Source organism: Patescibacteria group bacterium (genome assembly GCA_041659765.1).
GTDB lineage: Bacteria > Patescibacteriota > Patescibacteriia > UBA9934 > UBA9934 > JAGORL01.
Genome location: JBAZXR010000001.1, coordinates 385,605 through 399,061 on the forward strand (window position 1 = coordinate 385,605; position 13,457 = coordinate 399,061).

Consider the following 13,457-nt stretch of genomic DNA (forward strand, 5'->3'; position numbering starts at 1 on the left):
CCTGTAACCAATCGAATTAGTGCGCCTTGGCCTCGTGATGTTCCTCGTCCCCATGTCCGTGCGAGTCCGTGGCCACGGTCAAGAACGCCAAGACAAGGATAGAGAACACCGTGGCCTGAATAGCGCCGACGAGAATCTCCAAGAACATGAAAGGGATAGGAAGAACAAACGAAAACAAACTCATCATCACGCCGATTAAAATTTCTCCAGCAAAAACGTTGCCGAACAAACGTAGCGACAGCGAAACAATTTTAGCGAATTCACTCACGATCTCAATGAGCCCTACGCCGAACTCAATGATAGCCACTGCAATGGCCGTTGGCCCCTTAGGAATAGCTAGGAAGATGCCGCGAATGTTCATGAATTTGCTGCCGTAGTTTACGAGCCCAGTAGCTTTCACTCCGGCAATCTGCACAATGGCCACGGAAAAAACCGCGATCGCCAGGGTAAAGTTCAAGTCAGCTGCGGCTGGTCTAAAAAGCGGCAAAAAACCATGCTCACCACCGGTCCAACCGATTGTTCCTGTACCCGGCAACAAGCCCATCCAATTGTTCACTAGGATGTACAAAAACAAAGTGGCGACCACCGGAAAGAACATGAGGGCTCGTTTCCGGTCACCAGTCACTTTCTGCACTTCACTCAGAAGTCCTTCGATGACGGCTTCAATCAAATTGTGCACGCCGCGCGGAACAATCGTTTTGCGACGGGAGGCAATAAACGCCACAACGCAAAACGCCGCCACTGAGATCCAAGCGTTCAGCAAGGAGTTTGTGACTGTGAACTGACCAATATTGAACAACGGCTCAGCTGCCAGAGCGGCGAAGCTCATCTTGAGACCGGTTGAGTTGTTGGAACGATCGGCCATACTGAGAAATCTTTTTCGCGAGGACAAGAGCCGTCAGAATGAAGGCAGCTACCAGGAGGGCGAGAAAGATGGTGGTCGGAAGGTGGAACGCGTTCTTGATCACGACCGCCGCAACTGCCGGAACCAGAATGGTCCCGAGCACGTCTGCAAACGCCCGCAAGGCAAACACATAGTATTTCCGCACATCATCCCCTGCCATAAAACGCGGGTAGTATATGTGATCCTGAGCTGAGGGTCAAGAAGAGTGTGGAGAATTACAAACCAAACAGCCTCATAGCGTTTTCTGTAGTAACCCTAGCCACTTCATCCACGCTCACCCCCTTCAACTTCGCGATAGTCTCGGCAACATGCACAACGTTACTCGGCTCGTTCCGTTTCCCGCGCATGGGTGCTGGCGATAGGTACGGCGAGTCTGTTTCAACTAAAATTTGTTCCAACGGAATCTCTTTCACAGCGGCCATGACGTTTTTGCCAAAGGTCACGATGCCGGTGATAGAAACATAAAAACCTATCTCTCTATACTTAGCGGCTTCTTCAGCTGAGCCGGTAAAACAATGAATAACGCCCCGGCGCTTCAGACCGCCGTTATCGATTTCATCCTTCAATAATTGGAATTGATCTGCGTGAGCGTCTCGGCAGTGAATGACAATCGGCTTTGACGATTGTGTCGCAAAACGCATTTGTTCACGTACCGCTAAAGACTGTTCGGCCTTTAAGGTTTCTAAATCAACCCCGGGCGGAACTCGAAAATAATCTAAACCAAATTCGCCAATCGCCACTACTTTTGGATGCTTGACTAGCTCGCCGTAATAAGCGGCGTCAAAATGTTCAGCCCGAGTCTTAATCTTCACGCCATGCGTGTGTTGAGGGTCACTCGGCGATAGCTCATTGTCATCAGCAAATTCCTGAGCGTGCAAGTGGTTCGGGTGAAGCCCGATGGTGCACCATACCCCGTCATAACGCTCGGCCAAGGCCAAACCATTCTTACTCGTCGTGGACTGGGTTCCCACGGTAATCATCCCTACGCCGTTCTTGAGCGACCGTTCGACAACCTCGTCCATATCATCCTTGAAGGCCTGGAAGTGAACGTGGCAATGCGTGTCGATGAATTTCATAGTGTTCCTACAGGACGTTCATCTTCACGAGCGCATTTATAGCATTGGACACGGTATACGACTGCACAAAAGCATTTCTAATATCACTCTGCGGGAAAAAGTTCACCGTAGCAAAGGCAATAGCTAAGGCCACCATACCAGCTTCGACCGCGCCAACCGCAAAGCCCAGGATGCTGTTCAACATGCTAATCCCGGGAATAATTGAAAGTACTTTGCGAGCCAGATCAAGCAGCGTGATCACGAAGCCCATCAGCTTCGTCAAAACCAGGGTCACCAGCAAAAAGACGATAATAAACAGAACGGGGTTACCGCTGAAATGCCAGCCGCTCACGCTTTCAAACCAGGCCACCCCCCAGGTGGCGATAACCACGGAAACTGCCAAGGCAATCAGACTGCCAGCCATCTTAACAAAGCCCTTGTGCCAGCCCTGAAGACAGAGAAGGAGTGCAAGAACTGCGAAAACAATGTCGACAAAGATTGGTTGCATAGGGGGTCATTCTGAGGAGCTCCGAGCGACGAAGAATCTGAATGGTAACCAATCAGATCCTTCACTACGTTCAGGATGACTGAACATCCTCTCGTTTCGGGAACAGTGGCTCGCCATGAATGAGCTTCTCCGTATTATAACGCTTTAGAATCTCTTCACTCGTGGCAGGGATGACCGGAGCCAAAGCACTTGCTACCCAGCGGATCATGGCCGCTAGTTCTGCCAGGGACTTCTTTGCTGCCTCTGCATCCATTTTGACGAGTCTGAAGGGAGCCTCGACGTCGATTTTGTGATTGGCCGAGTCGATGACTGTCCAAACGTGCTCGATGTACTGTTTGAAGTTGTATTCAGCGAGCGAGGCGTCGAGCGACTTGTCGAGCCCCGCATGGTCGAATACTGCCTCACCAACTACTCCTTCAAAATACTTGTTCGCCATGGCGGCTACGCGGCCGGCCAGGTTCCCCAGGTTGTTGGCTAGCTCGTTATAGCGTTCTTCCATGCGCATTTCTGAATAGTCACCGTCCGTGCCGGTTGGCATTTCGCGTAACAAGAAATAGCGGACAGCATCCGTGCCGTATTTCGCGACAAGGTCCTTTGGATTAATCACGTTGCCGAGCGACTTGCTCATCTTCTGTCCGTTTACCGTGATGAACGAGTGAATGAAGATCTGCTTGCTCATTGGTAGGCCAGCCGAAAGCAGCATGCCCTGCCACATCGCACTCTGCTGTCTCAAGTTGTCGATTCCGGCTACCTGGACACCGGGCCAGAATTTCTCGAAGTCGCCCTTCTTTGGCCAGTCGAGAGTTGAAATATAGTTTACCAGCGCATCGAACCAGACGTACATGACGTGTTCCTCGTCACCCGGCACCGCAATGCCCCACGGCATCTTTTCTTTAAGGCGCGAGATGCTGAAATCGTTCAAACCGCCTTTCACGAAGTTTTTAATCTCGTTGAACTTTTCGTTCGGGATAACGAAATCTGGGTGTGCGGCGTAATGGTCGAGAATCGCCTTCTCATACTTTGACCAGCGGAAGAAATAGTTTTCTTCATCACGAAGTTCTATCTCCATCTTCGGGTGAACCGGGCATTTGCCGTCGACGAGGTCCGAATCTGTCTTTTCGAGCTCGCAACCAACGCAATATTTGGTCTGGTACTGCTTCTTATAAATGTCACCTGACGCATCACCACGCTTCCAAAATTCCTGCGCGGCTTCGATGTGTTTCTGGTCAGTCGTGCGAATGAAATGCGTGTACGTTAAGTTGAGCTGATCGCGCAGCTCGTGAAACTTGGCCGCGTACTCATCGCAATAGGCCTTTGGGTCTACGCCGAGTTCAAGAGCTTTCTTGTAAATCTTCTGGCCGTGCTCATCAGTACCAGTATTAAAAATCACCTTATCACCTTTTGCTCGGTGATACCGTGCGATCATGTCCGCCTGGATGATCTCAAGCGCAAACCCAATATGCGGATCGGCGTTGACGTACGGAAGTGTGGTGGTGATGTAGTAGTTTGGCATAAGTGATGTCAAAGTTTGTCCAGGATATCTAGGACAAACACGGAGTTCAAGTAGCTTTAACGCTTGCCAACCACAACCACGAACTCTCCCTTCATACTCGTCTCCTTCAGGGCTTTCAGTACCTCAACAGCTGTTCCACGATATATTGTCTCATGTAACTTGGTCAGCTCGCGGCAAACCACGAGGGGCTTAGGGCAAGAGCTGAGGGACTCGAGGGCTTTTTCGATCCGATGAGTTGCTTCGTAAAATACTTGTACGTGGTCAGCCTCAATGACTTCACGGAAGAAGGTCTCTCTCCCCTTCTTGTGTGGTGGGAAGCCAAGGAAAGTGAAACGGTCGAGCGGGAATCCAGAAATCGATAGCGCGGCAATAATTGCACTCGCTCCGGGGATTGGCGTTACGGTAATTCCGTTCGCCACCGCGTCGGCCACGAGGAATCCACCAGGGTCTGAGATAGCCGGCGTTCCCGCATCTGTGACGAGCGCGATCTTCTTGCCCTCAAGGAGCATCTCGACTATGTGCTTGCGCTTGAGCGGGTCCGTGTGTTCGTGAAAACTCATCGTGCTCGGCGTAATCTTGAGATGCGCCAAGAGTCGGCTGGTGACTCGAGTGTCCTCGCACAACACAAGATCGACAGAACCAAGGATCTCCTTCGCGCGCGCAGAAATATCACCGAGGTTACCAATCGGCGTGGCGACAATGAAGAGCCTGCCCTGAGCAGGGTCGAAGGGTTGGCCTTTAGAATCCGACATTTATTTCAGTTGGCGCTGGCGTAGGCGCTGGTATGTTTGCCTGATCGAACATTTCATCGCCCAGGAGCTTGGCCGTTGGGAAATGAGAAACATAAGCGAAAGCAAAGTAGCGGGCGCTCGGGAAAATCTCCGCCAGCTGTTTGCCTTTAAGCTTACCCTTAATGCAGAGTCCTTCCGGAGTCCAACGAGAATCTGTTTCTTTGTCCTTGGTCTCGCCATTTTCCTTAATAAAGGTCAAGGTCCGGTCACCAATAGTTCGGTTGAACAGATGAACTTGGTTGTGCTCGCTCACGAACGCCACGTAATCAGCCTGACCAAAACCTGCCTCGGCTGAAAAGTAGTTTGGCTCTTTAACGAATGACAAGAACTTGGCCGTTGCCCCCACGTGCGTCTCACCGAACTGAAAATCCTGCACCACATCTTTTGAACCTAGACGAGTATCGGTTTTGTTAACCGGGAAAAAAAGCGAGGTATTCTTTTCGTAGTTGCCGTAAGGATGACGGCGGTAGTCACGAACAAAACCAGTTTCCGTAGACAGAGCCTCCCCATTGGGATTGGCCTTCTTCCAGGCATCCCAGGTCATAACAACGCTTGAGTAACGAGTGAGTGACGTGGCGTGATCATGACCAGCGACGAGCGCGCCTGAAGCCTGGTCCCACAAATTCGTAGTAGTTGAGTCGTAAAATACCGGACAGTTGTTATAAACTTGGCCGTTGTCGCCAAAGTTTCTAGTGACGCCGTCCTCAACTACGCGGTCATAGACCACCGCGCTGCCACACAAGGGCGAGTACGAAACGAGCAACTCCCTATTGCCGAACTTGTCATTCACTATCTGGTGCCAGCTTAAAATTTGAAAAGAGTAAAACCGGTGCTGACCGTCTACTTCAACATCAAGACCTTCCACCGTGTCATCCAATACTTCATCCGCCGTAGCTACCGAGACATACACAGGAGCGTTCAGGGCCGGGATACCATCCTTCCCCATGCCGTTGTCATAAAGTTCATCCGGCGGCACAAAATAGTTAACCCCGTTCTTCATGACCGGCGTGGAGTACGTGCCGCCCGCCACATTCGGCCAGCGTCCGTCAGCCGGCATAATAGACAAACGCCAAGCACGTACCGAAACTAGAAGCACGAGGACAATCAAACCGACAATTAAGGGGAGAAATTTTTGCAGCTGTTTCTTCATAGGAATGCATACAGAGTAATGGGAACTGAGTAAAACGTAAAGTGGTAAAGTATTGAAGCCTGAAATCACTCCGTAGGCTTTACGGTTTACCCATTAATACTTTATACTTACACAACCTATGATCTCCATCAACAAATCGGCTCCTAGTTTTGAAAATGTGACCTCGTATACAAAGGGCGAATTCACTAAAACAAGCCTCAAGGATTACCAAGGCGGCTGGCTTATCTTATTTTTCTACCCACGTGACTTCACTTTTATCTGCCCTACGGAAATTAAGGGCTTCCAGAAAATGGAGGCAGACTTTGCCAAACTCGGTGCAAAGGTGGTCGGCGCGTCCACGGACTCTGAGTGGAGCCATAAAAACTGGTTCGAGAAAGACTTGCCAGAAGTCACCTATCCTATCCTGGCTGATACCACGCAACGCGTCTCCAGAGACTACGGTGTGCTGAACGAAGATGACGGCAGCGCTGACCGCGGGCTATTCATCATTGATCCAGAAGGAATTGTGAAGTACGCAGTGATTTCTGCTGGCTCTGTAGGCCGCTCGGTTAAAGAAGTTCTGCGAGTACTCGAGGCACTTCAGTCCGGCGAGCTGTGTCCTGTAGAATGGGAACCTGGCGAGAAGACACTCGGAAAAGCATAATTTAGCTAATACTGGCTATATAAACAGAGAAACGGCTTGACAATAGGCCGTTTTTTTGATATACTAATTCTTGTCGAATGTGGCGGTACGTAGACCAAGAGGGGCCCTGCCTCAACTAGCGAACACGCACCACACGTTAGGCACCCAAGCCAGGACCGCGAACCCCACGACCCTAACCGGAATTGTGCCCTCTGAAATTATGGGGGTGTGCGGTAGGAGCAAGGTACGCTGTTGGGAACGGCGATCGGAACCTGGTGATTCTCTGCCAGACCGAACCTCAGACAACGAGTTAATACCTCGGGTCAGAGGTCAGATGATGAGATAGCAACGGAGGGTTCAAAAGCGCGCAGTAATTCAAAAACGCGCAGGACCCAGTCCAACCGGTGCGAACCGTGCTGGCCGGCCAAACCGACCAACAAGGAAGAGGACTAGGAAGCCGATGGTGGACGAGAGGACGCTCTCGTTAGGAAGCATCAGGCAACCGAAATATAAAAAGGCCGTGGATCCACGCACAGGCCAACGCGCACAAAAAATTAAACGCGCGTCTTGACTCGCTCGTTACGTCCTAGGGTGACTTTCCAAGTTCGCCACCGCTGAGCTCGCTCGGCGATGACGGCTCGTAACGATCGCTTGATCCCCCACTTGCAAACGATGCAAGGAGGGGGATTTCGCTTTTTATAGATACGAGAATAAATAAAAATAGTGTTGACGAGAAATTGTTAGGAGGTAATCCGACTCCAATTTCGAGACAACACTATTTTTATTTATTCGAGATTCTGAACGTACTTGACGAGCGTCCCGACTCCGAATCCTGTTCCGCCTTTTCCAACATACGTCGACAGTGGTCTCTCGGCAAAAGCGGGGCCGGCGATGTCTAAGTGAACCCACGGCGTGTTGTCCTCCACAAACTCGGCCAAGAACAAACCAGCTGTCAGAGCTCCCCCGTAACGCGAAGTTGAAATGTTACGTAGGTCCGCCACCTCAGACTTAACAAGTGAGGCGTAGCGCTCAAAGAGTGGGAGCTCCCAGGTGCGCTCCCCCGCCTCTTCAGATGCGTCCAGAACTTCTTTCATGAGCTTCTTGTCATTCCCCATAGCTCCGGCTACTTCCTCCCCCAGCGCAGCGACTACAGCACCAGTCAGCGTAGCGAGGTCGATCATCGCGTCCGGCTTCACTTCGCGCTGAATGTACGTCATCGCGTCAGCCAGCGTGAGGCGACCTTCTGCGTCCGTATTCAGTACCTCGATTGTTTTTCCGTTCATCGATTTAACGACGTCTCCAGGCTTAGTCGAGTGTCCGCTTGGCATGTTCTCAGTGGCAGCGATAACGCCGTGGATGTTTACGCGTGGTTTCAATCTGGAAAGCGTAGCAAAAAAACCAAGCACGGCCGCTGCTCCCGCCATATCGCACTTCATGGTCATCATGCCGTCAGCAGGCTTGAGTGAAAGGCCACCCGAATCGAACGTCACACCTTTCCCGACAACAGTTACAGTCTTCTTTGAGGGTCTCGGCGATTTGTAAATCAGATGAATAAACTTTGGCTCTTGCCCACTGCCTTTTGCGACAGATAAGTAAGACCCCATCCCGAGCTTCTCACATTCTGCAGCCTCGAGAATTTTTACGTCGACCATCTCGTTTGAGGACTTGGCAATTTCGATCGCTGCGTCTGCAAGGAGTGAAGGTGTCATATGTCCTCCCGGCGTGTTCACGAGGTCACGAGCTACAGTCAACCCGTCGCACAACGTCTCGGCGTGTTCCACTGCCTTCCGCATGGCCAGTAACTGCCCACGTTCTTCCGTCGCGACTACGAACAGGTCGAGATGTTTATTGCTCGCTTCCTTCTTATACGTGTCGAACGAGTAGTCGCTCAGAATCGCAGCCGTTGCTGCGGCCTCTGCAATGGCTGACTTCGACAACTCCTTAGGCAAAATCAAACCAACAGACTTCATGCCGTTTTTTCTGGCCATGCCTGTAGCCATCCCAACGGCTTCACGAATGGCCTGGAGATTTGATGACTTCTTCTCCCCCAACCCGATCACAAGAATTGCGTCCGCATTGCCACCAACCGGGAGTTGGAGCGAAACCGTCTCGTACAGCTTCCCCGCAAATCCTGTCCGCTCAACAGACACCATGAATCTATCGACAAGTTCCGCCGGAATCCCCTTCACGTTCTTAATGCTAAAAGTCTTCCCGCCAAACACCGGAATAACAATCAGGTTCGCCTGACATGTTCCCGCCGTAGCCTTGAGGACGTTGATCTGCATATAGTGTATTTTTCGCGCATTTTTGGAGATTAGTCAACCCTTGTGTCTCTCCTATCTTTATGATAGTGTTTACGGTTACTTTGGAGGTCCCCATGCTCCCCTTTTCAGCGTTCGTGCTCTCTACGCTCATTGTGGTAACTGCCTTAATAGATTTCTTCCTGCCACGCTCCACCTGTTTCAGGGAGTACGTCATTGCCATCCGGGTGGCACTCTTAGTTCTTTCCGTCTTTACCGTCGCCATAGGTGGTCTGACAAAGGAGCAGATATACTTCACCATATCCTACAGCGCCATTCTCGGCGGTAATCTGCTGAGCCTGGCAACCGGGATCTATAGCTGGGTGCAGCCCCACGAGAAGTCCGCGCCAAACGGAAGGAAGTCCGTACCAGACGGAAAAAATGTTTTCGAGCCTCCAGGCAGTGACTCGTGAGCCGGCAGAACCACGCTGCCGGCAATTATTTTTAAAATATGCTAAGGCTTGACGAAAATTTGGGTTACTGTATAATCCCGGCCATATTATTGGGTCGATTTTATGCCACAACGACAACACACATCCCGCAAGGACCAGAACGCTATGTTCGCTGTTAAGCGAAAGGAGGCTGAGTTCCGCCGCCGCAAGCAGAAGGCCCTCCGTCTTGGAAAGCTGGAAGCGAAAGCCAAAGCAAAGTAAAAATGAACCGCCTATAGACGAAAGTCAGGGCGGTTTTACTTTTGTGCGTCTTTTCGCTAAGGTAACGCGAGTTCATTCAACCCGTACACGGAGGCAATCATGGTTACGCTTCCGTACTTCACGGACGTCCATTTTGATCAGGTCATGCGCCAAGAACTGCAAATGACCAGACTGGCACTGGCCTCAGAACGAAACATCATCTTCCGAACCTTTCCCTGTCTCATGGGTAATGAGTCACGGCGCGTCCTCAGAGACAAACGCTACCGCTTTCTCTGCTGGTTCATAGCCATGTGCGAACACTGGAATACGTGCGTCACCCTATGTTCGGAACTTGATGACATGGTCCGAGCGGATCTACTAGCCGAGAACGAGGACATAATGGTGGTGGCTCACGCGGTGTTCCAGCTCGAGGCATTAAAGCAAGCAGTCAGTACGCAAATCACGCTGGCTGAGCATTTGACCAGCGAGTTCGGTCCGATGGGCACAGCTCCCGCGACAAAAGGACGCCACGTCCGGACAACCCACGTCAAAGAGCTCGCCATGTCACTCGAGCGAACCGCCGCTCGACTCCGCAAATTGTATCCTCATGGACCGTAATCCGCCTTCCCAGCGCATGGGTCTGGCGGATTTTTTATAGCGCCTCTTTCAACCACTGTCCGTTTTCGAAAACAACCGTACCGTCGATCAGCACCCGCGTGACATCAGCAAAAACATCAACGTGGAACTTTGAGTGCTTGCGCGAGAATCCCTCTTTTGCATAAATTGCATGTTTGCCACCGAGGGAGAAATGCACACCGCATTTACGCTCGTAGGTTCCAATATCTGGCACCGTTCGCTCTTTAGTGAAGGCTCGGTTCAAACTGAGACCGAGCTCACGCAGGATAGCAATCTCTTCACGCACCTCTTCAAGGACTGCATCAAATTCCGGTGTTGAATTTCTCGTGTCGACCACAACGCCATGCTCGACGATAATTTCAATAGGTTCAGGGGGAATATTCGTAAAGAAATGACGATCGCCAAACGCGTGCAGCTTTACCGAACCATTCACGTTCTCTAAGTTTTTTGGTTCAGTAAACACCTCGCCGATTGGGAACATGCCGCCCCAGTTTTTCATGCCGGAATAATCCCCCACGTTTAGCTTGGCATCTTCGAATGGTCCCTCGTAGCGGAGCTCGCATCCAGGAGACTCCACAACAATTTCTTTTGCGCTATCAACCTTCGCCTTGAGCTTTGAACCGACGCCTCGATAATAGTCCTTGTCGTAATGAAGCGAGTCTACGTAAATGCCGACGGTCTCGTCCGTATCCATGCGCGCCAGGTGCGGGTGCTCGATGACTTTCAGACCCTTCTTAAAAAGTTCGACCCGAATACGAAATTCGTTCAGACGAAAACTTCCAGACTGAATGAGGACGACAAGGTCGCCGGACTCAAGCGCCATCAATGATTCAACGATCTCCGTCGCGCGAAGCTCGTCAAAAAGAATATGCTCGGCAGCTGGCAAGGCTGATTTGTAGGCTTCAACAAGTACCTGGCTGAGCGCACACCCCTCATCAAAAACAACAATGGCCCTGTGTGATACGTCGTGTTCGAAAACGTCCCGCACGATGCCGAGGACGTTCTCTGCAGCTCTTTGTTGGAGGTCTTTTTCCATAAGGGAGAAGTTTACGCGAAATCCAAGAAATGGCCAACTTCACCCCTTCGGTGTCGTAAAACACTTTTAGGGAAGCCTGATTATCAGCTTGGCGCTTTCCAGTCCTGCATCTACTAGCGTCAGATGATACGGGCCAACATCCGCATTTTTGACTGTCACAGTCCCTAGGCGAACCTGAGAATTCACCCCGTCCAGGATAGCCGTGAACTCAGGCGACAGCTCCCCCTGCCAAATGCATTGAACGTCAGCAGGGCAACGGGAATCATTCACCCGATCAAGAGTGAGGGACAAATGGCTGTCGATCACTTTCTTCACGCCCGTAGCAAACGTAAAGGTCGATGATTTAGGCTGGCTAACCTCGTCTACCCTGTCACCAGGCATGGGCAAGGAGACACCGTTGTTGGCGACTGGGGCGGCCGGATTTAGCAAAACGATTTCAACATTTAACACGGTAGCGAACGACACCCACAAAAAATATGGAACGAGCAGACCAGCAGCTATTTTTGAAACCTTCAGGTTAGCAAAAATCAGCACCAGTACGGAGAATCCAAGGATGCCGGCCGTAACAGCAGCGGCAGTCAGATCATGGAGGCTGAAAAACACAAAACTCCACAACACGTTCAAGAGGCCGTTGGTGACGTAGAGCGGACCGACCGATTTAAAGAAGTGTTTTCCGGCGGCGTTCCAAGAAAAGATTATCGAGGCAGCTAAAAGAGCGAAGAGGAGAGTCCAAACTAGTCCAATAATGTTCCCAGCTGGCGCGTACGACGGAAGACGCAGGGTTTGATACCATGGCGCGAGGCCGGACATAGTGAAGGCGCTCCCCAGTCCGCTAACCGCACAAACAAAGACTACGGCAGCAAAAACCCGAATCCCAATTTCATTTTTTGGCATACTTTCACAGTATACCGTTCCTATGGACACACGTCGCCTAAAATATGTGAACGACATCTCCCCCCTCTACCAATCGGGGTCCTTACCGCCGTATGACGCTACCCGCTGGGCGTCTGAGGCGCAGATGAGCGTAGACGACATGGTTTATCGCCCAAACGGTTTTACGACCACAGTCTTCAGGAATCCGTTGTTTACGTGGAAACGGTCTTTTTCTACGGATAATAATCCGGTCCCTTCGTCATTTGCCAGTGCGGGGTTGATAACCCCGTCTTCTCGATCGTTGATCTTCATTGACGAATGGGTACCGGGGTTCGGTAACGATATTTCCAAACACGGTTATTCTTCTTTTGGCGCGCCGAGGAAGCATGCTATTGCCGAGGTTCCTCTTGAGGGCTTAGTTGAACAGAACTGGAGCACCAACGCCCGCCGACATCTCAAAACATTTCAAAAACAAACAGACGTCACTATTCGCCTAGGCACATACGATGAAATCAAACTGCCATATAAACTATCGAGCGTCCCGACCAACATGCGGGCCAGCATGTGCCACTTAGTTGACCGGCATCTGCAGGCGCATCCAGAAACCGTCGAGGTGCTTGTAGCTGAGTCTAAAACACACGGCATCGTGGCGGCCTTCGTCGCCGGTAATTGTACCGAAGCTTCGTCGAGTTTCTATCTCCTCGGCTTCTACTTATCGCCAGCCCGCGAGTCCCAGGCCATGACCGGTCTGATTCATCACTGGTTCGAGCGCACTCGATCAAGCGGGCTCAAGCTCTGCAACTTCGGCGACATCTGCGGACCCAACCCGCTCCCCCTCCAATCGGATCGAGGATACTCAATCTTCAAAACGCACTTTGGCGTGCGTCGAATTCATTACCCGGGGAGCCATTGGAAGATTAAATTTTCTCCACCATGGTTTTAAGGGGCTTCAGCGTATAGCGCATCATTGCCTGAATAGCGGGCACGAAAAAGAAATTCAAAAAACCAAAACTCTGGACGGTTTCGTCTTCCATCGCCCACGTAAGTTTAGTTCCGCCACTCCCTGTTGGTTCAAGGGTAAAGGTAACCTTCGTAATTGAACGAGTCGGCGAGGGTCTACCCTTCCCGTAAGTTGAACCATACGGAACTTCCGTTCTAAACTCGAACAATGTTGGCTTGCTGTATCGTAGAATCTCGCCGTTATAACGCATGACTGCCTGGGTGTATTTGTGAGAGATGAGATCAATGAACTTTGTCCCAACCGGATTAGACTCGTCGAAGCCATTCGGAAATTCAGTACTAATTATGCTGTATATGCCGCCGAAGCTTTTCTGCATCCATACAGTCCGTTTAGCCGGGTCGGCCACGAATGGAAAAACTATCTCCGGGGCGGCTGCAATTTCGATCGAGGCTTGATAGTTCATACAAGTCTTAAAG

General features: G+C 51.1%; 16 protein-coding genes. 5 read left to right on the top strand and 11 right to left on the bottom strand.

All coding sequences use genetic code 11. The features are described from left to right. Window positions 1-16: 16 nt before the first annotated feature. From atpB to WC813_02155, 7 genes are all read right to left on the bottom strand, one after another. Window positions 17-865, bottom strand: a complete 849-nt coding sequence (gene atpB, locus WC813_02125) for a F0F1 ATP synthase subunit A (protein ID MFA5946798.1) — start codon at window positions 863-865, stop codon at window positions 17-19. Further along, entirely contained in the window at window positions 804-1,064 is a 261-nt protein-coding gene (locus tag WC813_02130) for a hypothetical protein (protein ID MFA5946799.1), read from the bottom strand. The genes atpB and WC813_02130 overlap by 62 nt, the downstream gene beginning before the upstream one ends. A 55-nt stretch (window positions 1,065-1,119) precedes the next feature. Next, a complete protein-coding gene (locus WC813_02135) occupies window positions 1,120-1,980 on the bottom strand; it encodes a TatD family hydrolase (GenBank protein MFA5946800.1) in 861 nt (286 codons plus the stop codon). A 7-nt stretch (window positions 1,981-1,987) separates the two neighbouring features. Beyond that, the gene (locus WC813_02140) at window positions 1,988-2,467 is read right to left on the bottom strand and encodes a CvpA family protein (GenBank protein ID MFA5946801.1); all 480 of its coding nucleotides are present in this window, start codon (window positions 2,465-2,467) and stop codon (window positions 1,988-1,990) included. Window positions 2,468-2,537: 70 nt separating this feature from the next. Further along, window positions 2,538-3,980, bottom strand: coding sequence for a methionine--tRNA ligase (gene metG / locus WC813_02145; GenBank protein MFA5946802.1), 1,443 nt, complete (start codon window positions 3,978-3,980; stop codon window positions 2,538-2,540). Window positions 3,981-4,036: 56 nt separating this feature from the next. Further along, complete coding sequence (gene rsmI, locus WC813_02150) at window positions 4,037-4,732, bottom strand: 16S rRNA (cytidine(1402)-2'-O)-methyltransferase (protein ID MFA5946803.1); 696 nt, start codon at window positions 4,730-4,732, stop codon at window positions 4,037-4,039. Then, on the bottom strand, window positions 4,719-5,921 hold the full coding sequence (locus WC813_02155) for a DUF3179 domain-containing (seleno)protein (protein ID MFA5946804.1): 1,203 nt from the start codon (window positions 5,919-5,921) through the stop codon (window positions 4,719-4,721). The genes rsmI and WC813_02155 overlap by 14 nt, the downstream gene beginning before the upstream one ends. A gap of 118 nt (window positions 5,922-6,039) precedes the next feature. On the opposite strand from WC813_02155, the gene WC813_02160 reads away from it, so the two are divergent. Continuing rightward, window positions 6,040-6,564, top strand: a complete 525-nt coding sequence (locus WC813_02160) for a peroxiredoxin (GenBank protein MFA5946805.1) — start codon at window positions 6,040-6,042, stop codon at window positions 6,562-6,564. Between the two features lie 764 nt (window positions 6,565-7,328). Here the strand turns inward: WC813_02160 and WC813_02165 are convergent. Further along, entirely contained in the window at window positions 7,329-8,828 is a 1,500-nt protein-coding gene (locus WC813_02165) for a leucyl aminopeptidase (protein MFA5946806.1), read from the bottom strand. Between the two features lie 59 nt (window positions 8,829-8,887). On the opposite strand from WC813_02165, the gene WC813_02170 reads away from it, so the two are divergent. The 3 genes from WC813_02170 (at window position 8,888) to WC813_02180 (ending at window position 10,093) form a co-directional block, all read left to right on the top strand. Next, window positions 8,888-9,256 carry a hypothetical protein gene (locus WC813_02170; GenBank protein MFA5946807.1) on the top strand — a complete coding sequence of 123 codons (369 nt, stop codon included), beginning with the start codon at window positions 8,888-8,890 and terminating at the stop codon, window positions 9,254-9,256. A 102-nt stretch (window positions 9,257-9,358) separates the two neighbouring features. Continuing rightward, complete coding sequence (locus tag WC813_02175) at window positions 9,359-9,496, top strand: hypothetical protein (protein MFA5946808.1); 138 nt, start codon at window positions 9,359-9,361, stop codon at window positions 9,494-9,496. Window positions 9,497-9,595: 99 nt separating this feature from the next. Next, window positions 9,596-10,093, top strand: coding sequence for a hypothetical protein (locus WC813_02180; protein ID MFA5946809.1), 498 nt, complete (start codon window positions 9,596-9,598; stop codon window positions 10,091-10,093). Window positions 10,094-10,127: 34 nt separating this feature from the next. Here WC813_02180 and WC813_02185 read toward each other — a convergent pair whose 3' ends face one another. Then, entirely contained in the window at window positions 10,128-11,147 is a 1,020-nt protein-coding gene (locus tag WC813_02185) for a hypothetical protein (protein MFA5946810.1), read from the bottom strand. 66 nt (window positions 11,148-11,213) lie between these two features. Then, entirely contained in the window at window positions 11,214-12,041 is an 828-nt protein-coding gene (locus WC813_02190; GenBank protein ID MFA5946811.1) for a TspO/MBR family protein, read from the bottom strand. 22 nt (window positions 12,042-12,063) lie between these two features. On the opposite strand from WC813_02190, the gene WC813_02195 reads away from it, so the two are divergent. Next, complete coding sequence (locus tag WC813_02195; protein MFA5946812.1) at window positions 12,064-12,963, top strand: hypothetical protein; 900 nt, start codon at window positions 12,064-12,066, stop codon at window positions 12,961-12,963. Here WC813_02195 and WC813_02200 read toward each other — a convergent pair. Beyond that, complete coding sequence (locus WC813_02200; GenBank protein MFA5946813.1) at window positions 12,938-13,444, bottom strand: SRPBCC family protein; 507 nt, start codon at window positions 13,442-13,444, stop codon at window positions 12,938-12,940. The genes WC813_02195 and WC813_02200 overlap by 26 nt on opposite strands. Window positions 13,445-13,457 lie beyond the last annotated feature (13 nt).